Origin of the sequence: Herbidospora cretacea (assembly GCF_001570605.1) — a bacterium.
Classification (GTDB): Bacteria; Actinomycetota; Actinomycetes; order Streptosporangiales; family Streptosporangiaceae; genus Herbidospora; species Herbidospora cretacea.
The window spans coordinates 41,745-66,467 of the sequence record NZ_BBXG01000004.1 but is presented as its reverse complement, the minus strand read 5'-3'; the positions used below and the strand labels follow the sequence as shown (position 1 = coordinate 66,467).

The 24,723-nt window shown below is 70.5% G+C and carries 24 protein-coding genes; 5 read left to right on the top strand and 19 right to left on the bottom strand.

The window, feature by feature from the left end:
* Nucleotides 1-8 precede the first annotated feature (8 nt).
* Together yczE and AW270_RS08430 are read left to right on the top strand one after the other, a co-directional pair.
* A complete protein-coding gene (gene yczE / locus AW270_RS08435) occupies nt 9-602 on the top strand; it encodes a membrane protein YczE (RefSeq protein ID WP_061292535.1) in 594 nt (197 codons plus the stop codon).
* 4 nt (nt 603-606) lie between these two features.
* The gene (locus tag AW270_RS08430) at nt 607-2,364 is read left to right on the top strand and encodes a glycoside hydrolase family 15 protein (protein ID WP_061292533.1); all 1,758 of its coding nucleotides are present in this window, start codon (nt 607-609) and stop codon (nt 2,362-2,364) included.
* Here AW270_RS08430 and AW270_RS08425 read toward each other — a convergent pair.
* Nucleotides 2,361-3,218 (bottom strand): hypothetical protein, encoded by an 858-nt coding sequence (locus tag AW270_RS08425; protein ID WP_245674625.1) that lies wholly within the window; start codon nt 3,216-3,218, stop codon nt 2,361-2,363. The genes AW270_RS08430 and AW270_RS08425 overlap by 4 nt on opposite strands.
* Before the next feature lie 85 nt (nt 3,219-3,303).
* Nucleotides 3,304-4,221, bottom strand: a complete 918-nt coding sequence (locus AW270_RS08420; protein ID WP_061292532.1) for a S66 peptidase family protein — start codon at nt 4,219-4,221, stop codon at nt 3,304-3,306.
* A 31-nt stretch (nt 4,222-4,252) separates the two neighbouring features.
* On the opposite strand from AW270_RS08420, the gene AW270_RS08415 reads away from it, so the two are divergent.
* Complete coding sequence (locus tag AW270_RS08415; protein ID WP_061292530.1) at nt 4,253-5,128, top strand: sulfotransferase family protein; 876 nt, start codon at nt 4,253-4,255, stop codon at nt 5,126-5,128.
* Here the strand turns inward: AW270_RS08415 and AW270_RS08410 are convergent.
* The 5 genes from AW270_RS08410 to AW270_RS08390 all read right to left on the bottom strand — a co-directional run bounded on the left by AW270_RS08410 (nt 5,106) and on the right by AW270_RS08390 (nt 10,805).
* On the bottom strand, nt 5,106-7,004 hold the full coding sequence (locus AW270_RS08410; protein WP_061292528.1) for an ABC transporter ATP-binding protein: 1,899 nt from the start codon (nt 7,002-7,004) through the stop codon (nt 5,106-5,108). The genes AW270_RS08415 and AW270_RS08410 overlap by 23 nt on opposite strands.
* Nucleotides 7,005-7,043: 39 nt before the next feature.
* On the bottom strand, nt 7,044-7,862 hold the full coding sequence (locus AW270_RS08405) for an enoyl-CoA hydratase/isomerase family protein (protein ID WP_439649044.1): 819 nt from the start codon (nt 7,860-7,862) through the stop codon (nt 7,044-7,046).
* 142 nt (nt 7,863-8,004) lie between these two features.
* Nucleotides 8,005-8,220 (bottom strand): helix-turn-helix domain-containing protein, encoded by a 216-nt coding sequence (locus AW270_RS08400; protein ID WP_030452286.1) that lies wholly within the window; start codon nt 8,218-8,220, stop codon nt 8,005-8,007.
* A gap of 114 nt (nt 8,221-8,334) precedes the next feature.
* Nucleotides 8,335-9,933 (bottom strand): ABC-F family ATP-binding cassette domain-containing protein, encoded by a 1,599-nt coding sequence (locus AW270_RS08395; RefSeq protein ID WP_061292526.1) that lies wholly within the window; start codon nt 9,931-9,933, stop codon nt 8,335-8,337.
* 173 nt (nt 9,934-10,106) lie between these two features.
* Nucleotides 10,107-10,805, bottom strand: coding sequence for an acVLRF1 family peptidyl-tRNA hydrolase (locus AW270_RS08390; RefSeq protein WP_061292524.1), 699 nt, complete (start codon nt 10,803-10,805; stop codon nt 10,107-10,109).
* Between the two features lie 120 nt (nt 10,806-10,925).
* Between AW270_RS08390 and AW270_RS08385 the strand changes: the two genes are divergently transcribed.
* Nucleotides 10,926-12,179 (top strand): EAL domain-containing protein, encoded by a 1,254-nt coding sequence (locus tag AW270_RS08385; RefSeq protein ID WP_245674624.1) that lies wholly within the window; start codon nt 10,926-10,928, stop codon nt 12,177-12,179.
* 24 nt (nt 12,180-12,203) lie between these two features.
* Here the strand turns inward: AW270_RS08385 and hisG are convergent, their stop codons facing one another.
* The 12 genes from hisG to AW270_RS08325 all read right to left on the bottom strand — a co-directional run bounded on the left by hisG (nt 12,204) and on the right by AW270_RS08325 (nt 23,424).
* Complete coding sequence (hisG, locus tag AW270_RS08380) at nt 12,204-13,049, bottom strand: ATP phosphoribosyltransferase (RefSeq protein WP_061292522.1); 846 nt, start codon at nt 13,047-13,049, stop codon at nt 12,204-12,206.
* 61 nt (nt 13,050-13,110) lie between these two features.
* Nucleotides 13,111-13,374, bottom strand: coding sequence for a phosphoribosyl-ATP diphosphatase (locus AW270_RS08375; protein ID WP_030452281.1), 264 nt, complete (start codon nt 13,372-13,374; stop codon nt 13,111-13,113).
* Between the two features lie 123 nt (nt 13,375-13,497).
* Complete coding sequence (locus tag AW270_RS08370; RefSeq protein ID WP_169807279.1) at nt 13,498-14,823, bottom strand: aminotransferase-like domain-containing protein; 1,326 nt, start codon at nt 14,821-14,823, stop codon at nt 13,498-13,500.
* Nucleotides 14,824-14,988: 165 nt separating this feature from the next.
* Nucleotides 14,989-16,770: a DEAD/DEAH box helicase gene (locus AW270_RS08365; RefSeq protein WP_061293462.1), complete on the bottom strand. Its 1,782-nt coding sequence runs from the start codon at nt 16,768-16,770 to the stop codon at nt 14,989-14,991.
* A 318-nt stretch (nt 16,771-17,088) separates the two neighbouring features.
* A complete protein-coding gene (locus tag AW270_RS08360) occupies nt 17,089-17,457 on the bottom strand; it encodes a metal-sulfur cluster assembly factor (protein WP_061292518.1) in 369 nt (122 codons plus the stop codon).
* Between the two features lies 1 nt (nt 17,458).
* A complete protein-coding gene (sufU, locus tag AW270_RS08355) occupies nt 17,459-17,890 on the bottom strand; it encodes a Fe-S cluster assembly sulfur transfer protein SufU (protein ID WP_061292515.1) in 432 nt (143 codons plus the stop codon).
* The gene (locus AW270_RS08350) at nt 17,887-19,152 is read right to left on the bottom strand and encodes a cysteine desulfurase (protein WP_061292513.1); all 1,266 of its coding nucleotides are present in this window, start codon (nt 19,150-19,152) and stop codon (nt 17,887-17,889) included. The genes sufU and AW270_RS08350 overlap by 4 nt, the downstream gene beginning before the upstream one ends.
* On the bottom strand, nt 19,152-19,898 hold the full coding sequence (gene sufC, locus AW270_RS08345) for a Fe-S cluster assembly ATPase SufC (protein WP_061292511.1): 747 nt from the start codon (nt 19,896-19,898) through the stop codon (nt 19,152-19,154). Before sufC ends, AW270_RS08350 begins: the two co-directional genes overlap by 1 nt.
* Nucleotide 19,899: 1 nt before the next feature.
* Nucleotides 19,900-20,217, bottom strand: coding sequence for a non-heme iron oxygenase ferredoxin subunit (locus AW270_RS08340; RefSeq protein WP_061292509.1), 318 nt, complete (start codon nt 20,215-20,217; stop codon nt 19,900-19,902).
* The gene (sufD, locus tag AW270_RS08335) at nt 20,214-21,332 is read right to left on the bottom strand and encodes a Fe-S cluster assembly protein SufD (protein ID WP_061292508.1); all 1,119 of its coding nucleotides are present in this window, start codon (nt 21,330-21,332) and stop codon (nt 20,214-20,216) included. Before sufD ends, AW270_RS08340 begins: the two co-directional genes overlap by 4 nt.
* A 2-nt stretch (nt 21,333-21,334) precedes the next feature.
* The gene (gene sufB, locus AW270_RS08330) at nt 21,335-22,747 is read right to left on the bottom strand and encodes a Fe-S cluster assembly protein SufB (RefSeq protein WP_061292506.1); all 1,413 of its coding nucleotides are present in this window, start codon (nt 22,745-22,747) and stop codon (nt 21,335-21,337) included.
* Nucleotides 22,744-23,424 carry a helix-turn-helix transcriptional regulator gene (locus AW270_RS08325; protein WP_245674623.1) on the bottom strand — a complete coding sequence of 227 codons (681 nt, stop codon included), beginning with the start codon at nt 23,422-23,424 and terminating at the stop codon, nt 22,744-22,746. Before AW270_RS08325 ends, sufB begins: the two co-directional genes overlap by 4 nt.
* Nucleotides 23,425-23,633: 209 nt before the next feature.
* Here AW270_RS08325 and AW270_RS39470 point away from each other — a divergent pair, with 209 nt between their 5' ends.
* On the top strand, nt 23,634-24,689 hold the full coding sequence (locus AW270_RS39470; RefSeq protein WP_169807278.1) for a hypothetical protein: 1,056 nt from the start codon (nt 23,634-23,636) through the stop codon (nt 24,687-24,689).
* Nucleotides 24,690-24,723 lie beyond the last annotated feature (34 nt).

Sequence of the window (24,723 nt, the reverse complement as noted above, 5' to 3'; positions counted from 1 at the left end):
GGGCGATTATGGTGCAGACATCCACTCGTCCTACCTCTAGCAGGCTGGTCCGCCTCTACGTGGGACTCTTTCTCTACGGCGCAGGCTCCGGCCTGCAGATCGAGTCGAACCTCGGCAGCGCCCCCTGGGACGTCTTCCACCAGGGCCTCTCCCGCCATTTCGGGCTCAGCATCGGCGCCTGGGTGATCATCGTCGGAGCGGCGGTGATGCTGCTCTGGATCCCCCTGCGGCAGCGGCCGGGCCTTGGCACGATCAGCAACGTCCTGCTGCTCGGCTGGTTCTTCGACCTGACCGTCTGGCTGGCCCCGGCCCCCGGGCACTGGGTCGTCCAGTGGGCGTACCTGCTGATCGGCGTGGTCACCGTGGGCGGCGCGACCGCGCTCTACATCGGCGCGGGCTTCGGCCCCGGGCCGCGCGACGGCCTGATGACCGGGCTCCACCGGCTCGGGCTGTCGATCCGGGCCGCCCGGGTGATCATCGAGCTCACCGTGCTGGCGATCGGCTGGACGCTCGGCGGCGTCGCCGGGATCGGCACGCTGGTGTTCGCGCTGATGATCGGCCCCATCACGCAGTTCTTCATGCGGGCCCGGCGGGTAGCTTGATCACATGCGGATCGAGGACTACGCGCTGATCGGCGACATGCAGTCGGCGGCTCTGGTGAGCCGTGACGGCTCGGTCGACTGGCTCTGCCTGCCCCGTTTCGACTCCCCCGCCTGCTTCGCGGCGCTGCTGGGCAACCAGCGCCACGGGGCCTGGCGAATCTGGGCCTCCGGGCTGGAGACCGCCTCCAGCCGCCGCTACTGGGGCGACACGCTCGTCCTCGAATCGACCTGGGACACCCCGACCGGCACCGCCCGGGTGATCGACTTCATGCCGGTACGCCATGAGCACCCCCGCCTGATCCGGGTCGTCGAGGGCGTGGCCGGATCGGTCGAGATGAACTGCGAGATCCGCATCCGGTTCGACTACGGCCGGATCGTGCCGTGGGTGCGCAAGCGCGACGGCAGCCTCCAGGCGGTCGGCGGCCCCGACTCGGTGTGGATCCACTCGCCCGTCCACCTCCACGGCAGCGACTACGCCCACAAGGCCACCTTCCGGGTCGAGGCGGGCGACAAGGTCCCCTTCGTCTTCGGCTGGCACCCCTCCCACGCGGCCGCGCCGCCGCTGGTCGACCCGCTCGACGAGCTCGACTACACCCGGGAGATCTGGGAGGACTGGGTCTCCAAGGGCACCCACGCGGGCGCCTGGCGCGACGCCGTCGTCCGCTCGATGATCACCCTGAAGGGGCTGACCTACGCCCCCACCGGGGGCATCGTCGCCGCCGCCACGACGAGCCTGCCCGAGGACCTCGGCGGCGTCCGCAACTGGGACTACCGGTTCTGCTGGCTGCGCGACGCCTCGATGATCCTCGACGCCCTGCTGACCAGCGGCTATCTCGACGAGGCCAAGGCCTGGCGCGAGTGGCTGCTGCGCGCGATCGCCGGACGCCCCCAGGACCTCCAGATCATGTACGGCGTCGCCGGCGAGCGCCGCCTCCCCGAGATGACCCTCGACTGGCTGCCCGGCTACGAGAACTCCCTGCCGGCCCGCATCGGCAACAGCGCCGCCGGGCAGCTCCAGCTCGACGTCTACGGCGAGGTCGTGAACTCGCTCTACCACGCGGGCCAGGGCGGGCTGCCGCCCGACGACCACGCCTGGAAGCTGACCCGCAAGATGATGGACTTCCTGGAGACCGGCTGGAACCAGCCCGACGAGGGCCTGTGGGAGGTGCGCGGCCCGCGCCGCCAGTTCACCCACTCCAAGGTCATGGTCTGGGTCGCCTGCGACCGCGCGATCAGGACGATGGAGCGCCAGCAGCGCTCGGGCCCGATCGAGAAGTGGAAGGCGCTGCGCGACCGGATCCACAAGGAGGTCTGCGAGAAGGCCTACGACCCCGACCGCAACACCTTCACCCAGTCCTACGGCTCCACCGAACTCGACGCCGCGACCCTGCTCATCCCGACCATGGGCTTCCTGCCCGCCGACGACTCCCGGGTGATCGGCACGATCAACGCCATCGAGCGCGAGCTGACCACGCCCGAAGGCTTCGTGCTGCGCTACTCGACCAGCGAGCACAACCCGGTCGACGGCCTGCCCGGCCGCGAGGGCGCGTTCCTGGCCTGCAGCTTCTGGCTCGCCGAGGCCAAGGCCCGGATGGGCCTGCGCAAGGAGGCCTGCGACCTGTTCGACCGGCTGCTCGGCCTGCGCAACGACGTCGGCCTCCTCTCCGAGGAGTACGACCCCGTGCAGGGCCGCCTGGTGGGCAACTTCCCCCAGGCGTTCAGCCACGTGCCGCTGATCCACACGGCGCAGGCCCTCAGCTAGTTGGCGTCTCCAGCCAGGCGGGCCAGCAGCCGGGCGAAGTCGGCGGGCGGGGTGACCACGAGCCGCACCTGACCGTCCTGGGGAACCAGGTCGGCCTGGATGCGGGTCAGCCGGTCGCGGTGCCACCAGTAGACGTGGGGGCTGAGGCCGCCGTCGCGGTCGTCGAACTCGCGCTGGGCGAAGACGCGCATCCGCTCCAGGGCGCGGACCACCCCGATGCCCTCGATGGGGTGGATCGCCATGGCCCCCGGGTGGAGCAGCACGACCAGCAGCCCGTCGGCCGGGCCGGGCAGCCGCCGCAGGTGCGCCACGGCCGTGGGCGCGCTGATCATCCGCACGCTCACCCCGCCGAGCTGGAGATACTCGGCGGTGATCCGCTCGTCGGCCAGCGCGTTGTCGAGCGCGACGTCGAGCGCCTCGGCGGGCGGGATCGGCCAGCAGAAGGCCTCCTCCGGCCGGACCGGACGGCCGCCGATCGTCAGCACCTCGATCAGGTCGGCGCTCAGGTGGCGGCCGATGATGCGCGAGGGGTCGGGGATCGCCGGGTCGTCGGCCGCGTGCAGCCGGGTGCGCAGCAGCGGTTTGATCCTGGCCAGGTTGCACGCGTCGAACGGCTCGCCCGACACGGCGTGGGACAGGTGCTCGGAGACCAGCATCGGCCAGTCCTCGCGCGACCTGCGGGCCGCCTCACGGCGGAGCCCGACCAGATTGACGGTACGGGACGTCTCGTCGCCGCCCATGATCAGGGTGGCGCCGTCGTCCTCGAACGCGCAGGTGTATCCCATCGTCTCGACGACCAGGGCGAGGAGCGAGTCAAGATCGACGTCCTCGACGGGCCGGGAGACGGGCTGCACAGGCTGGTCAGGCCGTATCCGGCTGCGGAGCCGCCGCAACAGACCCAAGGCTCATCCCCTTACAAACGTGGCGTGTTGCCAGGTTTCAGGGTGCCTTGTCCTGGTTGCCGATGAGGCCTGTCAGAGAGCACGATTCGGTATCAATGACACCATCAGCCCCCAGCCACACACTGAACTGTGGTGTCCCGTGACCGATCGGCAGCCCCGCGATGATCGGCACTCCCAGCGGTCCGAGCCGCTCCACCAGCACCGGGAGCGCCTCGCCGCAGTCGATCCACGAGCCGAGGGCGAAGCCGGCCACGCCGTCGAGGCAGCCGGCCTGCAGCAGCTGGGTCAGCATACGGTCGATTCGGTACGGCTCCTCCCGGACGTCCTCCAGCAGCACGATCCGGCCGCGCGCCTCCATCTGGTGGGGCGTGCCGCACAGCGCCGCGAGCATCGTCAGATTTCCGCCGGTGACCGGCCCGATGGCCGATCCGGGCACCAGCACCTGGTCGCCCTTGACCGGCCGGGGCTCCAGGCTGGAGATGAGCGAGGCCTTGAGGTGGGACAGCGAGCGGGGCTCCGGGCCGTCCTCGTCGCTGATCGTGGCGCAGGCCGGCATCGGGCCGAACAGCGAGGCCACCCCGAGACGGCGCTGGAAGGCCAGGTGGAGGGCGGTGATGTCGCTCGATCCCAGGAGGGGCTTGGGCCGGACGGCCTCCATCTTGTCCCAGTCGAGGTGGTCGAGGACCCGGGTCGCGCCGTAACCGCCGCGGGCGCAGATCACGGCCGCGATCTCCGGATCGCACCAGGCCTCCTGCAGATCGGCGGCGCGGGCCTGGTCGGGCCCGGCGAGGTAGCCGCGGCGGATCAGCATGCGGGGCCCGAACCGGACGTTCAGGCCGAGGCCGGTGAGCACGTGGCGGCCGCGGTTGAGCCGATCGAGGTCGACCGGACCGGAGGGCGCGACGACGGCCACGGTGTCACCGTGCCGGAGGCGGGGTGGAGTTCGTTCGGACACCCCCCAAAGAGTGTCAGACTAGGCGCTACCTATGCGACCACCGACCCACATTCTCGTGGTAAACGGCGTCAAGGTCCGTCAGCCGGTCTTCGTGCTCGCCGCTCCCCACTCCGGCGCGGATCTGCTCGCCCGTGCCATCAAGCGCTCGCCCGGCGTCCATCTCACGATGGGCCGCGGCGCGGTGTCCCGTGTCGTCTACGCGTTCGCGCGGCGGCCGTCGATCGCGCGCAGTCCGGGGGCGCCCCGCGTCATCCGCGACGTGCTGGCCGAGGCCTGGCAGGTCGTGCCGGGCGCGTGCGGCGAGTGCTCCGGCACGTGCAAGGAGGCCGGCGGCATCATCGGCGCGGGCCCGTGCGTGACCGCGGCCGAGCTGACCCGGTTCGGCGACGCCAGCCCCGACCTGCTCTACAGCGCCCCGGTGCTGCTGGCGGCCTTCCCCGACGCCCGGTTCGTCCAGGTCATCCGCGACGGCCGCGACGTCGTCGCCGACATGCTCGCCGACCCGGCGACGATGGCCTGGTTCAAGCCCCACATGCTGAGCGACGACAGCGAGTTCCCCAGCCCGTTCCTCGGCGTCAACAGCGCCGAGCACAAGCTGCGCTGGAAGGAGATGCCGGTCGCCGGCAAGAGCGCGCTGCGCTGGCGCGCCGCGATCCGCCTGTCGGCGGTGCTCCGCAAGGAGCTCCCCGCCGACCAGCTCATGACGATCCGGTACGAGGACCTGCACAAGTCCCCCGCCGAGACGTTCGGCCAGGTGGGTGAGTACCTCGGCGCCAAGATCTCCACGATCGCCCTCTACGGCGCCGGGGCCCCGCAGGTCGGCGCCCGGCGGCGGCTGACGTCGAGCGACGCCGAACTGGTCGGCAAGGTCGCCCGCGAGGAGCTCAAGCGACTGGGCTACTCGTGAACCCCGTGCCTGAGAACTGGGTTCGGTAGAGCTCGGCGTAGGCACCGTCGAGGACCATCAGCTCGTCGTGTCGGCCGAGCTCGGTCACCCTGCCGTCGTTCATCACCAGGATCACGTCGGCCTCGCGGATCGTGGAGAGCCGGTGGGCGATCACCAGGCTGGTCCGCCCGGCCAGCGCGGTCTTCAGCGCCTGCTGCACGGCCGCCTCCGACTCGGAGTCGAGGTGGGCGGTGGCCTCGTCGAGCACCACCACCGGAGGGGCCTTGAGCAGCAGCCGGGCCAGCGCCACACGCTGCTTCTCGCCGCCGGAGAACCGGTAGCCGCGCTCCCCCACCACCGTGTCGAGCCCCTCGGGCAGCGCGGCGACCAGGTCGTGGATCTGGGCCGCCCGCAGCGCCTCCCAGATCTCCTCGTCGGTGGCGTCGGGGCGGGCGTAGCGGAGGTTGGCGGCGATGGTGTCGTGGAACAGGTGCGGGTCCTGCATGACGACGCCCACCGTGTCGCGCAGCGAGTCCATCGTGGCGTCGCGCACGTCGAGGCCGTTGAGCCGCACCGCGCCCTCGTCGACGTCGTAGAGGCGGGAGACCAGCGAGGTCGTGGTGGTCTTGCCGGCGCCCGAGTGGCCGACCAGGGCGATCATCTGGCCGGGCCGGGCGGTGAAGGTGACGCCCTTGAGCACCTCGGCCGGCTCGCCCGTGTCGGGGCGGGCCACCGACTCCAGCGAGGCCAGCGACACCTCGGAGGCGGCCGGGTAGCGGAAGCGGACGTCGTCGAACTCGATGGTGACCGGTCCGGCCGGGACCGGCCGGGCGTCGGGCTTCTCGTCGACCATCGGCTTGAGGTCGAGCACCTCGAAGACGCGGTCGAAGCTGACCAGGGCGGTCATCACGTCGATGTGGACGTTGGACAGGCCGGTGAGGGGGCCGTACAACCTCATCAGCAGGGCCGACATGGCCACCAGCGTGCCCAGCTCGAACGAGCCGTCGACCGCGAGCACGCCGCCGAACCCGTAGACCAGGGCGGTGGCCAGCGCGGCGATCAGGCCCAGCGCGACGCGGAACACCGTGCCGAGCATGGCGACGGTGACGCCGACGTCGCGGACCCGGGCGGCCCGCTCGGCGAAGTGGCGCGTCTCGTCGGCCGGACGGCCGTAGAGCTTGGCGACCATCGCCCCGGCGACGTTGAACCGCTCGGTCATCACCGAGCTCATCTCGGCGCCGAGCTCCATCTGCTCGCGCGTGTACTTGGACATGCGCCTCCCCACCCACTTGGCCGGGAAGATGAAGATCGGCAGCATGACCAGCGCGACCAGGGTGATCTGCCACGACAGCGCCAGCATGGTGACCAGGACGACGACCAGGCTGATCACGTTGGAGACGACCGACGACAGCGTGCTGGTGATCGCCCGCTGCGCGCCGATGACGTCGCCGTTGAGCCGGGAGACCAGCGCGCCGGTCTGCGCCCGCATGAAGAACGCCACGGGCATCCGCTGCACGTGGTCGAAGACCTGCGTGCGCAGGTTGTAGATCAGCCCCTCGCCGATGCGGGCCGAGAACCAGCGCTCCCCTAGCGACAGCACGGCGTCGAACAGCGCCAGCCCGGCGATCGCGACCGCGAACCAGATGACGAGCCCGGTGTCCTTCGCCGGGATCGCCACGTCGATGACCTGCTTGATCAGCAGCGGGTTGGCCACCACGATCAACGCCCCGACCATGATCAGGACGAGGAACCCGGCGATCGACCACCGGAACGGCGCGGCGTAGCCGGCGATGCGCCGGACCGTGCCGGGCGCGAGGCGCTCCTTCATGACGTCGCCGTCGCGGCGCATCGACTGCATCATCGCCCAGCCCGAGTTCGGGCCGCCCATCATCGCCATGTCGTGGCCAACCCTTTACGAACCAGGGCTATTTCAGGATCAGCCCGAGGCGAACAACGACCGGACGCGGACCACCTGCTCGGCTCTCTCCGCGGCGGCCTGCTCCTCCAGTGTGCGGCCTCCCGCCCCCTGGAGCAGCCGCTTCGTCGCGATCGCGACGGAGCGCTCGGTGGCGAGCAGCGCCGCCGCCAGGTCGGCCACGGCCGTATCCAGCTCCTCAACCGGTACGGCCAGCTCGGCCAGCCGGAGGCGCAGCGCCTCCTCCGCCCCGACCTTCCGGGCGGTGACACACAGTTCCAGGGCCCTCGGCAGCCCGACGAGATCGACCAGCGGCTTGGTCCCCGTCAGGTCGGGCACCAGGCCGAGCGCCGGCTCCTTCATGCAGAACTGCACGTCGTCGGCCACGATCCGCAGATCGCACGCGAGCGCGAGCTGGAACCCGGCCCCGATCGCGTGGCCCTGGACGGCCGCGATCGAGATGATCTCTGGGCGGCGCAGCCAGAGGAAGGCCTTCTGCGCCTCGGCGATGCGTTCCTCGAAGCCCTCACCGAGCACCGAGACGAACGAGTCCTCGCCGGGGACTCCCTCGGGCGTGAACAACCGCAGGTCGATGCCTGCTGAGAAGGACGGCCCCTCGCCTTTCACGACGACGATCCGCACGGCCTCGGGGAGGTCGTCCCCGATCCGGGCCAGTGCCGACCAGGTGGCGAACGTCTGGGCGTTCCGCTTGTCCGGCCGGTTGAGCGTGATCGTCGCGATCTCGCCGTCCACCTCGTAGCGCAGTCCGATCTCAGCGAGCGCGCTCGCCGAGATCCGCTCCGCTCTCCCCCCTGGTGTCGCTTCCACAGCCTCGTTCACAGCTCGCAACCCCTTCCTGGCGGTAGCGCCCGAGCCTACCGAACCCTGTTCGGTCAACCGACCCCGGCCGGTCGGCCCGGGAGCGGACCGCTCTGGATCTGAGGTACACGAGCGGCTGCGGTCGCGCGTCAGCGAGGCGGAACTAGCGCTTGGTCTTGCCCCGGGTCGCCCCGCCGCGTCCCCGCAGAGTCACGCCGGACTCGCTGAGGATGCGGTGGATGAATCCGTACGACCGGCCGGTGGAAGCGGCCAGGGCGCGGATGCTCTCACCCGCGGCATAGCGCTTCTTGAGATCGCTGGCCAGTTTTTCACGGTCGGCCCCGGTCACCCGGGTGCCCTTCTTCAGAGTCTCGGCCACGAGTACCTCCTGTAGTGCCAGACTTCCGCAGCGTTACTCACGCCATGATCAGTCATTTCGGCTCGATCGGCTACCTACTCCCAGGGAAAAGATCCGTACCCGGTAAATTTATGATCAGGCGAGGGCGACGAGATCGGAAAATTCCTCGCTCCACGCGTCTTCGACGCCGTCGGGCAGCAGGATGACCCGGTCGGGTTGCAGCGCCTCCACCGCCCCTTCGTCGTGGGTGACCAAGACGATCGCCCCTGTGTAAGAGCGCAGAGCCGTCAGCACCTGTTCCCGTGAGGCCGGATCGAGGTTGTTGGTGGGCTCGTCGAGGAGCAGGACGTTGGCGCTGGAGAGCACCAGCGTGGCCAGCGCCAGCCGGGTCTTCTCGCCGCCCGACAGGACCCCGGCGGGCTTGTCGACGTCGTCGCCGGTGAACAGGAACGAGCCCAGGACCTTGCGGAGCTCGACGTCGAGGATGTCGGGGGCGGCCGAGCGCATGTTCTCCAGGACGGTGCGGGACGGGTCGATGGTCTCGTGTTCCTGGGCGTAGTAGCCGATCTTGAGGCCGTGGCCGGGACGGACCTCGCCGGTGTCGGGCTTCTCGATGCCGCCCAGGATGCGCAGCAGCGTGGTCTTCCCGGCGCCGTTGAGGCCCAGGATGACGACCCGGTGGCCCCGGTCGACGGCGGCGTCGACGTCGGTGAAGACCTCAAGGGACCCGTAGGACTTCGACAGGTCGACGGCGGTCAGCGGGGTGCGCCCGCAGGGGGCGGGGGCCGGGAAGCGCAGCTTGGCGACCTTGTCGGAGCGCCGCTCGGGCTCGATGCCGCGCAGCAGCCGCTCGGCCCGGCGCTGCATGTCCTGGGCCGCCTTGGCCTTGGTGGCCTTGGCCCGCATCTTGTCGGCCTGCGCCATCAGCACGCCGGCCTGCTTCTCGGCGTTGGCCCGCTCGCGCTTGCGGCGCTTCTCGTCGGTCTCGCGCTGGAGCAGGTAGTTCTTCCACCCGACGTTGTAGGTGTCGATCACGCACCGGTTGGCGTCGAGATGGAGCACCCGGTTTACCGTCGCTTCAAGTAGACCAACATCGTGGCTGATGATGATCAAGCCGCCCTGGTGGGAACGCAAAAAATCACGAAGCCAGCCGATGGAGTCCGCATCGAGGTGGTTTGTCGGCTCGTCGAGAAGGAGAGTCTCCGATCCCGAGAAAAGAATGCGCGCCAGTTCGACCCGGCGTCGCTGACCTCCGGAGAGGGTCTCCAGCGGCTGGCCGAGCACCCGGTCGGGCAGGCCCAGGCTGGAGGCGATCGAGGCGGCCTCCGACTCGGCGGCGTAGCCACCCAGCACGTGGAGGCGGTCTTCCAGGCGGCCGTAGGCCTTCACGGCCTTGTCTCGGGTGCGGTCGTCGGCCGAGGTCATGCCCAGCTCGGCCTTGCGCAGGTCGCGGATGACCTCGTCGAGGCCGCGGGCCGACAGGATGCGGTCGCGGGCGAGCACCTGGAGGTCGCCGGTGCGCGGGTCCTGCGGCAGATAGCCGACCGCGCCGGTGATCGTGACGGTGCCGCCGGAGGGGACGCCCTCACCGGCGAGGGTCTTGGTGAGCGTGGTCTTGCCCGCTCCGTTGCGGCCGACGAGGCCGATCTTGTCGCCGGGGTTGACCCGGAACGACGCTCCCTCGATGAGGAGCCGCGAACCGACGCGGAGTTCGATGTCTGTGGCGATGATCATGGTTGGGGGACACTCCCGCTGACAAGCGAGACGCGGACGGCCGAAGGCCGGTCGTGGCTCGCGCTCTGAATCTGCCTGGAGACAGGGCTTGAGGACCGTGGGCACACGGAAGAGATCAATCGGGAGTGCGCATGCCTCCGATTGTATGGGGGCCCGGCGAAATCCCCGACTCCTTAAACCTCCGGCGGATCGACGATCCGGATCCTGACGGCCCGGAACTCCTCGGGCGTCTTCTCCAGCACCGCCAGCCGGGGGTCGGGGACACTCAGGAAGGGCCCGGTCTCCAGCGCGAACAGGGGCGCGAGGCGGCGGTCGGCCCGCAGTTCGTCGATCGCCTTCTTGTCTCCCCCCACGATGAATCCGTCGAGCCCCTGGTCCAGGGCGGGCAGCAGCACCCGGGCGGCCACGTCGGCGGCGGCGCCCATGGCCTCGTAGGCCTGCTTCTCCCGCCGCCGCGCGAACCGGTGTTGCGACCACCCCCCGGCGGCGCTGCGCCCGTGGACGAGCCGGGACCCCACCTTGGAGGCGAGCAGCCGGTCACCCTCGAAGACACCGGCGGCGTGACCCCCGAGCCGCACGAGAAGAATGGCGACGCGGCGGTCACGTGAGACGTGGGCGATCAGCGCGGAGGCGGCGGCATCCGGAGGAGGTGGTGACGCCTCGCCTGCCTCCCCCGGAACGGCCAGCGGGCCGAAGGGGACGTGGCACTCCGCCACCGCGCCGTCCGGAGCCGTGAAGACGACCAGGTCGGAGTGGCTCTCCGCGGAAGGCGGCCCGCCGTGGCGGGCGGCGAAGTTGTCGAGCCAGCGGGGCAGCCGGGACGGGGGGATCGACACCCACCGTCCGCCCCCGGCGGCCGGGCGTGCGCTCATGAGCGCTCAGCGTAGTGGGTGGGATATGGGCAGGCGTCCACGGTTGTCGATAGGGGGAAATGTGGGTGAATTTCGATTCACCTGCATCAATGAGTGAGAGTCGCGCAAGAGAATCGTGCCGTGTCGGTTCCCACGCCCTTTACGGCGCCGGTCGCGGTCACCCCACCAGGTGAGCAGTCCTCGACGACCGGTCCCTTCACTGTGCCGGGCTACGTGTCGGGGTACGTGCCGGCGTGGGCCGCCGCGCCCCACGACCCCACCGGCGGTCCGCCCGGCGTCTTCGGGCCCGCCTCCAGCTTCACCCCGGTCGTCGACCTCGACACCGGCGGGGTGATCGCCATCCAGGTCACCGGGGACACCCCCGCCGCGGAACGGTCCGACGTCGCCGGGACGGTCGCGGGGCTCCGCGCCGCCGCCGACGCCGACGCGCGGCTGCCCCTCGTGCTGCCCATCCCGATCCACGCCGTGTCGGCGGGGTCGGCCGGTCTCGCGCCGCTGCACGAGGCGATGCGGCTGGCCGGGCGGCGGCCCCGGGAGATCATCCTCACCATCGAGGGCGACCTCGACCCGGCCGGCCGGTCGCGGCTGCTGGCCGGGGTCGACGGGCTGCGGGCGGCCGGATATCTGATCGCCTTCGGCGGGGCCGGGGTCCGGAACCTCCCGCTCGACGTGCTGGCCGACGCCTCGCCCTACGTCATCCTGATCGCCCCCGAGCTGGTGGAGCGCGCCCCCAAGGACGCCCGACGGGCGGCGGTGGCAGAGGCGCTGGTCACCGTGGCCAAGGGGGTGGCGGCGCACATCCTGGCGCCGGGCGTGCAGGACGAGGCGCAGCTCGCGGCGGTGCGGGCGTGGGGGGTCAGGCTGGCCACCGGGCCGCTGCTGGCGCCGGGCGACTGGCGGCCCGCCGACGGGCGGGTGCACGTGCCGGTCCCGGCCACCGAGACCTCGCCGAACCTGTCGCATCTCCTCGGGCCCAGGGTGCAGGAGTTCCTGATGCCCGCGGTGACGCTGCCGATCACGGCGACCTCGGAGGAGGTCGTCTCGGCGTTCGGCACCGAGGCGTCGATCTCCAGCGTGATCCTGGTGGACGAGTACCAGCGCCCCCAGTCGATGATCGACCGCAGCCGCTTCCTGCTCTACATGGCGGGCGCCTACGGCCACGCCCTGCACGCCAAGAAGGCCGCCCACCGGATCGCCGACAGCGCCCGGCTGGTGCCCAAGACGACGCCGGCGATAGCGGCCATGCAGGTCGCCGGGCAGGACCCCAAGCGGGTCTACGACGACCTCGTGGTGGTCGACGAGGTGGGCCGCTGCCTGGGCACGGTCCACGTCAGCGACCTGATCAGGCACGTCGCCAACCGGCCGGGCCACTAGGGACCCGGCCGGTCGGCCCGTCTGTCAGAGGCGGCAGGCGTAGATGTCGGTGATCAGGATCGCCTTGGCGCCGAGGTCCCACAGCTTGTCCATGACCTGCTGGTGTCCCTTGCGGCGGATCATCGCGCGGACCGCCACCCAGCCCTCGCGGTGCAGCGGCGAGACCGTCGGCCCCTCCATGCCCGGCGTGACCTCGATGGCCTCGTCGATGCGCTCGACCCGGATGTCGTAGTCGATCATCACGTAGTCGCGGGCCGCCAGGACGCCCTGCAGACGCCGGATGAGCTGCTGGAAGCCGTTGTTCTCCGGCGCCCCGACCTGCTTGATCAGGATCGCCTCGGAGGTGCCGATCTGGTCGCCGAACACCTCCAGGCCGACGTTGCGCAGGGTGGTGCCGGTCTCCACCACGTCGGCGACGGCGTCGGCCACGCCGAGCCGGATCGCCGTCTCGACCGCGCCGTCGAGCTTGATGACGCGGGCGTCGACGCTCTGCTCCTCCAGGTAGCCGGTCAGCAGCCCGGCGTAGGCGGTCGCGACGCGCTTGCCGTTGAGGTCCTTGACGTTGGAGAAGACGCCCGTGGGCGCGGCGAAGCGGAAGGTCGAGCGGCCGAACCCCAGGGGCACGACCTCCTCGGCCGGCGAACCGGAGTCGATCAGCATGTCCCGGCCGGTGATGCCGGCGTCGAGGGTGCCCTCGCCGACGTACACGGCGATGTCACGGGGGCGGAGGAAGAACAGCTCGACGGAGTTCTCGGGGTCGACGACCACGAGCTCCTTGCTGTCCTTGCGCGGGCGGTAGCCCGCCTCTTTCAGGATCACCTGGGCGGCCTCTGACAGCACGCCCTTGTTCGGTACGGCAAGGCGGAGCATGTGCGTGGAACCTTTCGGGATGGACGCTGGCTTGAGCGAGGTCCGGGCACCCGGGGGTGCCCTAGAGATGCTTGTAGACCTCGTCGAGCCCGATCCCGCGGGCCAGCATGAGCACCTGGAGGTGGTAGAGAAGCTGCGAGATCTCCTCGGCCGTCCGGTCGGCCGATTCGTACTCCGCCGCCATCCAGACCTCGGCGGCCTCCTCGACGATCTTCTTGCCGATCGAGTGGACCCCGGCGTCGAGCGCCTTCACGGTCCCCGACCCTTCGGGACGGGTGCGGGCCTTCTCGGACAGCACGTCGTAGAGCTCATCGAACGTCGTCACTCGCCCAAGCCTAATGGGGCCTGCCGGTCGGATCACGGCACCGTCCACTGAGCGAGACCGTGTCGGCCCCCGGGCCACTCCGCCCCGCTGACCAGCCCTTCAGTGGAGCTCGGTTTCCGGGTCTCACACTGAGAGAGTTCTGACCATGATCCGCAGCGCGCGGCGCAGGTCCGGCTCCTCCACGTGGCCGAAGCCGAACACGACGCCGTTCCCGGCCCGGCCGGCCGGATGGTGGAACCCGGCGAGCGTCGCCACCCGGACCCCGCGCGCCCGCAGCTGCTCGGCCAGCGCCGTCGCCGGGAGCGCCCGGGGCAGCAGCAGCGTCGCGGTGGCGCCCGTCTCGGTGCCGATGACCTTGGTGTCGCGGCGGACCCCGGCCAGCGCTCCGCGGACCATCGACCGGCGCCGGGCGAAGATCGCCGACAGCCGGTCGACCCGCCGGGTCAGCGCGCCCGTGGCCAGCAGGTCGGCGGCGGCCCGCTGGCAGGTCTCCGGCACCGCGCAGGCCCGCGCCCGGATCCCGTCGGCCAGACGGCGCGGCACGACCAGGTACGCCAGCCGCATCCCCGGCGTCAGCAGCTCGCGGAACGACCCCAGCATGATCGTCGTCTCCGGGTCGCCCAGCGCCAGCAGCGACGGGTACGGGTTCAGGCTCGTGTTGAACAGGCCGTCGAAGGCCGGTTCGATCAGGTACGTCCCCCGGTCGGCCGCCCACGCCGCCAGCGCCTTGCGGTGCTCGGTCGGCAGTCGGTACCCCAACGGCTCGTTCCGGTCGGGTGTGAGCACCAGAGCGTCCACACCGGACGGAACCTGCGGCCCGGTGGAACTGACCGGGACGGGCACCACATGACCCGTATGGCCCGTCAGGGCCCCTCTGAGGCGAGGCAGCGCCGGGTCCTCGATCCCCACGACCGGCCGGCCCGGCGGCAGGGCGAGCTGGAGGGCGGTCTCGCAGCCGGTGGTGACCACGATCTCGTGCCGGTCCAGCACCAGCCCCCGGGTGTCGCGCAGGTGCGCGGCGATGGCCGAGCGCAGCTCCGGCAGCCCGCCGGGCGGCGGCTCGGCCGCGCTGGGCAGGCGGTGGCTGGCCCGCCGCCAGGCCGCCCGCCACTCGGCCAGCGGGAAGGCGTCGGCGGTCGGCTGGTCGGGCCGCAGGTCCACCAGGTTCTGGCGGGTCGCCGGGCGCAGCGGCGCCCGCTCGGTCTGCCGGGCCCGCGCGGCGACGTAGGTGCCGGAGCCGTGGCGGCTGGTGACGTACCCCTCGGAGTGCAGGATCTGGTACGCCGTCAGCGCCACCCCCCGGGAGATCTTGAGCGCCACGGCCATCGTCCGTGTGGACGGCATGCGGATCCCCGCCGCGAGCTGTCCCGAGTCGATGGCCTGGCGGAGCTGTCCGGCGAGCTGGTCGGGCAGCGGTTCGGCGGCGGCGCGGCCCAGGTGAATCGGCACGCGGAGCCCCTGTGGGTTGCGCATGGTGAATGCCCCCGTCGGTTCGGCGAATCTCTGTCACCTAGGGCGTGACACAGGTGTTCCATCGGAAGGAACGGCCGTGTGACGTGGCACAACAGAAAGACGCCGGCCCCCTGGAAGGGAACCGGCGTCTTCTGGATCTATTTAGCGACCGTTGAACCGGCCGCCGCCGCTCGGGCGGCCGCCGCGGAACCCGCCGCCGGAGCGGCCACGGGCGCCGCCGCGGGCCCGGTCCTCACCGAAGGTGCGGGGCTCGCCGCCGCGGTCGTCGCGGACGGGCCGCTCGCGGTCGCCGTAGGGCCGGGGCGCGCGGTCGTTGTTGTACGCACGCGGCGCGCGGTCGTCACGGTAGTGACCCCGGGCCGGGGCCGCCGAGGCGGCGGCGTCGCGGCGCGGACGGTCGTCGTTGTGGCGGGGACGGTCGTCCTCACGGCGGGGACGGTCGTCGTGGGCGAAGCGGGGGGCGTGACCGAACTCACGGCGCGGCGCGCGGTCGTCGCCGTCGCGGCGCGGCCGGTCGCCGCCGTTGCCGTTGTAGCGGGGACGCTCGTCGCCCTCACGGCGCGGACGGTCGTCCTGGGAGTAGGGGCGCTCGCCCTCGAACCGGCGGCGGCCCTCGAACCGGCGGCCACGGCCACCCGACGGACGCTCGTCGCGGCCGGCGCCGTTGCGGGCGCGGAGCGGCTTGCGGATGTCGGGCTCCCAGACCGGGATCGACTCGCCGCTGGGCTGACGCGCCCCGGCGATGTCGGCCAGCACCGGGGCGCCGGGAACGGCGCGGTGACGCGACGGCACGATGCCGGCGCGGCGGGCCATGGAGTCGGTCGAGCGGCGCTCGTTGGGCATGACCAGCGTCAGGACGCTGCCCTTCTCCCCGGCGCGGGCGGTGCGGCCACCGCGGTGCAGGTAGCTCTTGTGGTCGGCCGGCGGGTCGACGTGGAGGACGAGCGACACGTCGTCGACGTGGATGCCGCGCGCGGCGACGTCGGTGCAGACGAGCACCATGATGCCGCCCTCGCGGAACTCGCCGAGGATGCGGGTGCGCTGGTTCTGCCGCTTGCCGCCGTGGAGGCCGCCGGCCTTCACCCCGACGCGGGCGAGCTGCTTGACCACCCGGTCGACGCCGTGCTGGGTGCGCACGAACAGGATGGTGCGGCCCTCGCGGTTGGCGATCTCGGCGGTGACGGCCGGCTTGTCCTGCCAGCTCACCGTGACGAGGTGGTGTTCCATCGTGTCGACCGCCGAGGTGGCCGGCGCGAGGGAGTGGGTGATCGGGTCGACGAGGAAGCGGCGCACGAGCTGGTCGACGTCGCCGTCGAGGGTGGCCGAGAACAGCAGGCGCTGGCCGCTGACGGGGGTCTGGTCGAGCAGCGCGCTGACGACCGGGAAGAAGCCCAGGTCACACATGTGGTCGGCCTCGTCGAGGATGCTGATCTCGACGTCTTCGAGCGAGCACTCGCCCTGCTCGATCAGGTCGGTGAGGCGGCCCGGCGTGGCGACGATGACCTCGACGCCGCGGCGCAGCGCCTCGATCTGGCGGCCCATGGACATGCCGCCGACGACGGTCTTCATCCGCAGGGACAGGCCCCGGCCGAGGGGCTCCAGGGCGTCGTTCACCTGGAGCGCCAGCTCACGGGTGGGGACGAGGATGATGGCCTTCGGACGGCGCGGCAGCGCGCGCTCACCCGAGATGCGGGCCATCATCGGCAGGCCGAACGCCAGCGTCTTGCCGGAGCCGGTCGCGCCGCGGCCGAGCACGTCGTGGCCGGTCAGGATGTCGGGGATGCAGGCTTCCTGGATGGGGAACGGCGATGCGATGCCCTGACGGGCAAGCCCGGTGACCAGCGGTCGCGGCAGCCCCAGCTCGGCGAAACCGTTGACGGTCTCGTCGGTGGACTCGGTCGCGGGCATGGTCGGGTCGAGCATGGTCACGTGGTCGTGCCTTTCGGTGAGAGGACGTGCCGCAGCACGCAGGCGCGTCTCTTCTGCGAAAGGACGAGCCAGGTTGATCCGGGGCGGCATCCGCCGCATCGGGGGAGGGCACCCCTTCCAAAGGTGCCGAGTGCAAGCTCTGCGCACCGCCCGATAAACGCGCCGATCATGCGGCGCGAGAAACTGCATAGCAGTGTGCAGTCGCCGCGGTTCACAGTCGCGGCAGACGGCCGCCCGCCTCGAAAGCGGACGGCCTTTGAAGTCAACCCTCGTATCTTACACCGGGATCGTCACTGGGATCACCATTGGGGATCACACGTTGAAGCCGAGCATCCTCAATTGGTCACGGCCGTCGTCGGTGATCTTGTCGGGGCCCCACGGCGGCAGCCACACCCAGTTGATGACCACGCCGCTGACCAGGTCGGCCAGCGCCGAGTTGGCCTGGTCTTCGATCACGTCGGTCAGCGGGCAGGCGGCGCTGGTCAGCGTCATGTCGATGGTCGCGACCGGCTTCTCGCCCTCGCCGGCGGCGTCGAGGTTGAGGCCGTAGATCAGGCCGAGGTCGACGACGTTGACGCCGAGCTCGGGGTCGACGACGTCACGGAGGGCCTCCATGACCTCGTCGTTGGACAGGTCGCCCTCATAGGGGGCGGCCGTCGGGGTCTCGGTCGGCTTGCTCATCTCAGGCACTCCTCACCACGGCGTCCTTGTACGCCATCCACGACAACAGGGCGCACTTCACCCGCGCGGGGTATTTGGCGACCCCGGCGAACGCCACCGCGTCGCCGAGGACGTCCTCGTCGGCCTCCACCTGGCCGCGTCCCTGCATCAGCCGGGTGAACTCGTCGACCACGCCGAGGCTCTCCTCGACGGTGGCGCCGGTGGCCAGTTCGTGCAGCACCGAGGCGGCGGCCTGGCTGATCGAGCAGCCCTGGCCCTCGTAGGAGACGTCGAGGACCTTGCCCTCGTCGACCTTCACCCGGAGCGTGATCTCGTCGCCGCAGGTCGGGTTGACGTGGTGGACCTCGGCGTCGAACGGGTCGCGCAGGCCACGGCCCTGGGGGTGCTTGTAGTGCTCCAGGATCAGTTCCTGGTACATCGACTCAGCGATCATCCGAACACCTTCTGCACATGGTGGAGCCCCCGCGCCAGGGCGTCGATCTCGTCCGTGGTGTTGTAAAGGTACAACGACGCACGGGTGGTGGCGGGGATGCCGAACCGCAGGTGAAGCGGCCTGGCGCAGTGGTGACCGACCCTGACGGCGATGCCGAACGCGTCGTCGAGGATCTGTCCGACGTCGTGGGGGTGGATGTCGTCACCCGACAGGTTCTTCAGGGTGAACGAGATCGTGCCGCCCCGGGAGATGTTGGTGCGCGGGCCGATCACCTTCAGGCCGGGGACCTCGCCGAGCGCGTCGAGGGCGTAGCCCGTCAGCTCCTTCTCGTGGGCCCGGACGTCGGCCATGCCGATGCCGGTCAGGTAGTTCGCCGCCGCGCCCAGGCCGATGGCCTCGACGATCGGCGGGGTGCCGGCCTCGAACTTGTGCGGGATGGGCGCGTAGGTCGAGCGGTCCATCCAGACCGCCTCGATCATCTCGCCGCCGCCGAGGAACGGCGGCATGGCCTCCAGCAGCTCGCGGCGGCCCCACAGCACGCCGATGCCCGAGGGGCCGACCATCTTGTGGCCGGTGAAGGCGACGAAGTCGACGCCGAGCTCGGTCACGTCGACCGGCATGTGCGGCACCGACTGCGACGCGTCGAGCATCATCAGCGCGCCGACCTCGCGGACGCGGGCCAGGATCGGCGAGACCGAGTTGACCGTGCCCAGCACGTTGGACTGGTGGACGATCGAGACGATCTTGGTGCGCTCGTTGACCAGGTCGTTCAGGTCGTCGAGGTCGAGGCGGCCCTCGTCGGTCACCTTGAACCAGCGCAGCGTGGCGCCGGTCCGCTGGGCGAGCAGCTGCCACGGCACGATGTTGGAGTGGTGTTCCATCTCGCTGACGACGATCTCGTCGCCCGGCCCCACCCGGAAGCGCTCGTCGGTGGCGATCGGGTTGCCGAAGGCGTACGCGACCAGATTGAGCGCCTCGGAGGCGTTCTTGGTGAAGATGACCTCGTCGCGCGACGGGGCGCTGACGAACGCGGCGACGGCGTCGCGGGCGTCCTCGTAGGCGGCCGTCGACTCCGCGCCCAGCGTGTGGTGGGCGCGGCCGACATTGCTGTAGTGGTGGGCCAGGTGGTCGCGCATCGTGTCGATCACCTGGTTCGGCTTCTGCGAGGAGTTGCCGGAGTCCAGGTAGACGAGCGAGCGACCTCCCGGCAGCTCACGAGAAAGGACCGGGAAGTCCTTTCTGATGAGATCGACGTCGAACATCAGGAACTGACCTTCGTGTAGGCCTCGTAGCCCTCGTTCTCCAGCTTCTCGGCGAGCTCGGGACCGCCCTCTTCGACGATGCGGCCGGCCGCGAAGACGTGCACGAAGTCGGGCTTCACGTAGCGCAGGATGCGGGTGTAGTGGGTGATCAGCAGCACGCCGGTGTCACCCGAGGCGCGGAAGCGGTTGACGCCCTCGGAGACGACGCGCAGGGCGTCGACGTCGAGGCCCGAGTCGGTCTCGTCGAGGACGGCGACCTTCGGCTTCAGCAGCTCCAGCTGGAGGATCTCGTGGCGCTTCTTCTCGCCGCCGGAGAACCCCTCGTTGACGTTGCGGGTCGCGAAGGCCGAGTCGATCGCCAGGTTGTCCATGCCGGACTTGAGGTCCTTGGCGAACTGGCGCAGCTTGGGCGCCTCGCCCGACACGGCCGTGACGGCGCTGCGCAGGAAGTTGGACACCGAGACGCCGGGCACCTCGACGGGGTACTGCATCGCCAGGAACAGCCCGGCGCGGGCGCGCTCGTCGACCGTCATGTCGAGCAGGTCCTCGCCGTCGAGGGTGACGCTGCCGCCGGTGATCGTGTACTTGGGGTGGCCGGCGATGGCGTACGCGAGAGTGCTCTTGCCGGACCCGTTGGGGCCCATGATGGCGTGGGTCTTCCCGGCCTGGACGACCAGGTCGACCCCCTTGAGGATCTCCTTGTCGCCGACGGACACGTGCAGGTCGCGGATCTCAAGCGTGGACACGTTATGACTCCTTCGAGAGCGAGACATACACGTCGTCGCCTTCGATCTTGACTCGGTATGTGGGAACGGGCCTGGTCGCGGGCGGTCCCGTCGGTTTGCCGGTACGGATGTCGAAACACGATCCGTGCAGCCAGCATTCCAGCGTGCCGTCGTAGACCTCCCCCTCGCTGAGGCGCACCTCGGCGTGGGAGCAGACGTCGTGCACGGCGTACACCTCGGAGCCCTCGCGGACGAGGGCCACGGGGGTGCCGCCCACCTCGACGCCGATGACGCCCTCGTCGGGGACGTCCTCGATCTTGCAGACCTTCTCGAACGTCATCGCGCGAGCTCCGCCTCGACGGCGGCCAGCACCTTCTCCTGGATCTCCGGCACCTCGATGCGCTGGATCAGCTCGTTGAAGAAGCCGTGGACGATCAGCTTGCGGGCCTCGTCGGCGGGGATGCCGCGCGCCTGCAGGTAGAACATGTGCTCGTCGTCGAGCCGCCCGGACGCCGACGCGTGGCCCGCCCCGGCGATCTCGCCGGTGAGGATCTCCAGGTTCGGCACCGAGTCGGCGCGGGCGCCGTCGGTCAGCAGCAGGTTGCGGTTGAGCTCGTAGGTGTCGGTGCCCTCGGCCTCGGCGCGGATGATCACGTCGCCGATCCAGACCGTGTGGGCGTCGTCGCCTTGGAGGCCGCCCTTGTAGGTGACGTCGGAGGCGCAGTTGGGCACGCTGTGGTCGACCAGGAGGCGGTGCTCCAGGTGCTGACCGGCGTCGGCGAAGTAGAGCCCGACCAGCTCGGCCCGCCCGCCGGGAGCCGTGTAGGCCACCCGCGGCGAGATCCGCACCAGGTCGCCGCCGAGGGTGACCACGACCGACTTGAACGTGGCGTCCCTGCCGACCAGCGTCGTGTACTGCGCCACCTGGACGGCGTCGCGGTCCCAGTCCTGATTCGACACCACGGTGAGCTTGGCGCCGTCGCCGACGACGAACTCGACGTTCGCCCCCTGCACGCCGGTGCCCGTGTAGTTGAGCACGACGACCGCCTCGGCCATCGGCTTGACGTCGACGAGCAGGTGGCGGAAGACGGTCCCGCCCTGCCCGTGGACGTTGACGACGATCGGCTCCGACGGCACTAGCTCCTTGGGCACGGTGATGACACCGGCCTTCTCGAACGCGTTGTACGCCTGCGCCGCCACCCGGTCGGCCGGCTTGCCCGCCGTGCCGATCCGGGGGTCTTCCCGGCTGACCAGCTCGTAGCTCACCCCGGACGGGGTCAGGACCTCGGTGCGGTCGTTGCCGTCGTTGACGGCCGAACCGTCGTGGAGGCCCTTCAGCCGCGACAGCGGCGTGAACCGCCACTGCTCCTCACGTCCGGTCGGGACGGGGAAGTCGGCCAGGTCGAAGGAGGCCGTCTCGTGCAGGGTCACGAGCGGCTTGGTCTCAAGCCCCATGGTTAGCCCACCGCTCCTTCCATCTGAAGTTCGATCAGACGGTTGAGCTCCAAGGCGTACTCCATGGGAAGTTCACGGGCGATCGGCTCGACGAAGCCGCGCACGATCATGGCCATGGCCTCGTCCTCGTTCAGACCGCGGCTCATCAGGTAGAAGAGCTGGTCCTCGGAGACCTTCGAGACGGTCGCCTCGTGGCCCATGGACACGTCGTCCTCGCGGACGTCGACGTAGGGATAGGTGTCGGAGCGGCTGATCTGGTCGACCAGCAGGGCGTCGCACTTGACCGTGGAGGCCGATCCGGCGGCGCCCTCCTCGATCTGGACCAGGCCACGGTAGGAGGTGCGGCCACCGCCGCGCGCCACCGACTTGCTGATGATCGTGCTGGAGGTGTTGGGCGCCAGGTGCACCATCTTGGCGCCGGCGTCCTGGTGCTGGCCCTCGCCGGCGAACGCGATGGAGAGGGTCTCGCCCTTGGCGTGCTCCCCCATCAGGTAGACGGCCGGGTACTTCATCGTGACCTTGGAGCCGATGTTGCCGTCGATCCACTCCATGGTCGCGCCCTCGTAGGCCACGGCGCGCTTGGTGACCAGGTTGTAGACGTTGTTCGACCAGTTCTGGATGGTCGTGTAGCGGCAGCGGGCGCCCTTCTTCACGACGATCTCCACGACCGCGCTGTGCAGCGAGTCGCTGGAGTAGATCGGGGCGGTGCAGCCCTCGACGTAGTGGACGTAGCTGTTCTCGTCGACGATGATCAGCGTGCGCTCGAACTGGCCCATGTTCTCGGTGTTGATCCGGAAGTAGGCCTGGAGCGGGATCTCGACGTTGACGTTCGGCGGCACGTAGATGAAGGAGCCGCCCGACCAGGTGGCGGTGTTCAGCGCGGCGAACTTGTTGTCGCCGACGGGGATCACCGAGCCGAAGTACTCCTTGAAGAGCTCCTCGTGCTCGCGCAGGCCGGTGTCGGTGTCGACGAAGATGACACCCTTCTCCTCAAGGTCCTCACGGATCTTGTGGTAGACCACCTCGGACTCGTACTGGGCCGCGACGCCCGCGATGAGCCGCTGCTTCTCGGCCTCGGGGATGCCCAGCTTGTCGTAGGTGTTCTTGATGTCCTCGGGCAGTTCGTCCCAGGACGCCGCCTGCTTCTCCGTCGACCGCACGAAGTACTTGATGTTGTCGAAGTCGATGCCCGTGAGGTCGGAGCCCCAGGTCGGCATGGGCTTCTTGCCGAACAGGCGCAGCCCCTTCAGACGCAGGTCGAGCATCCACTCGGGTTCGTTCTTCAGCGCGGAGATGTTCCGCACGACGTCCTCGTTCAGGCCGCGGCGCGCCACGGCGCCGGCGGCGTCGGGGTCGGACCAGCCGAACTTGTAGTTCCCGAGGCCTTCCAGCTCCGGGCGGTCGGTGACAGTCACCTTCCGGGCTCCTTGCTCTCTATACGAGTGGCTCGCGCCAGCGCGTGGGGGCTGACGTGGGTGGTGCAGATTCCGTCTCCGTGGGCGATGGTCGCCAGCCGCTGGACGGGCGTGCCCAGGAGACGCCCGAACGCTTCGGTCTCGGCCTCGCACAACTGCGGGAACGCGGCCGCGACGTGGGCGACCGGGCAGTGGTGCTGGCAGAGCTGCTCTCCGCCGGTGCCCGTCTTGGTGGACGAGGCGGCGTATCCGTCGGCCGACAGCGCCTCGGCCAGCATCCGCACCCGCTGCTCGGCGGGTGTCGCACGCATGGCGGGCGCCAGCCGGGCGACCAGCCCGGCGACCTGCTGACGGGCGAACTCGGTGACGGCGGCGGCCCCGAGCCGTTCCTCCAGGAACCGCAGGGCGCTGCCGGCGAGGTCGTCGTAGGCGTGTTCGAAGGCGCTGCGCCCGGCATCGGTGATGCCGAACAGCTTGGCCGGACGGCCCCGCCCCCGCTGCCCCTTCTTGTGGGCCTGCCGGGTCTCGACCATCCCTTCGGCGAGAAGGGCGTCGAGGTGCCGCCGGACGGCGGCCGGGGTGAGCCCGAGCCGTTCGCCGAGGTCGGCGGCGGTGACCGGGCCGTGTTCGAGGATTAGACGCGCGACCCGCGCCCGAGTCCCCCGTTCCGAGGACACGCCGGAAGACCGCGTGGTCTCCGCTGCGCTGGTCCCGGTCACGTTTTTCACAACATCAGTGTGCCGTAATTCCTTCCCGCACGACAAACGGAACCCCGCATTCGTGGGTAATGCAATTTGTCACCCAGGTAAGGCTTACCTAAGTTGAACAGGTCACGAATGGGGCATCTTCCCGCTGGGGCAGGGCGGGTCGAGCATATAGTCCTGACGTGCGTGGCCGACGCCTGGACCGCTCCCTGACCATGGCCGACGCGCTCGCCGACGAGATCGGCGAGTGGATCGCGGCACGGCGGGCCGATTCGCGGTTCCACCGATTCTCGGGACATTTCCCGGTTTTGAGCACCGTGCTCGGCGAGATGCTGCGCGCGGTGCGCTCGGCCTACCTCTCGACCGACGATTTCGCGCGGCCGGACCGATGCCAGTTGGTGGTCCGCCGGATCTTCGAGTGGTACTCGGCCAAATACGACCAGCGCCTGTCCTCCCGGTGGGCGCCGGTGCTGGCGGCGGCCGACGAGGTGGTCCGCTCCTGCTGGGCCCAGCCGTTCTCCGTTCTCGGCAGGACCCCTCCCACCGGGCCTCTCGCCTATGTCGAGCACCGCTTCGACGCCTTCGCGACGCCACGGGTGTCGGTCCCCGTCGATCTCCGCGCCCCCGCCGACGCGGAGGCGGCCTCCTATGTGAAGGAGTTGCCGATCCCGGCGATCTGCCTGCCGGCGTGGTCGGCCTTCGAGTCGTGGTGGCTCGGCCTCGTGGCCCACGAGGTGGGGCACCATGTGCAGCTCGACCTGGACCTGGAGGCGGCGACCCGCGACCTGCTGGGCGACGACCGGCGGTTCGCCCGGGAGGTCTTCGCCGACGCCTGGTCGGTCCTGATGATCGGGCCGGGGGCGTCCTGGCTGGTGGCCGAGCTCGGCGGTCCCGAGCAGGCCGTCGGTGGCTATCCCCCTCTTTCCGTACGGCTGTCGCACATGCGCGGCCATCCGCTCCAGGAGCTCGGGCTGGACAGACTCGCGGGTTCGTTCGACGTCGGCGGCTGGCCCTCGGCGCTGCGGCGGCCCGATCCCCTGCTGGTCAAGCTCGGCGACCTTCCCGCCGCCCGGCGGCTGCTGGCGGCGGCGTTCGCAGGGGAGCTGACGCCGGTCGTCCACGAGAACCTGCTCAAAGCCTTGCCGAAGTGCGGGCCCGAGGGGACGCTGGGGGCCGTTCCCCGGCCGGATGTGAAGCGGCTGGCAGCCGATCTCGCCGGGCGGTTGGTACGGGTATGAAGGCAGCGCGCGTCATCGTCACCGTGGAAGGCGG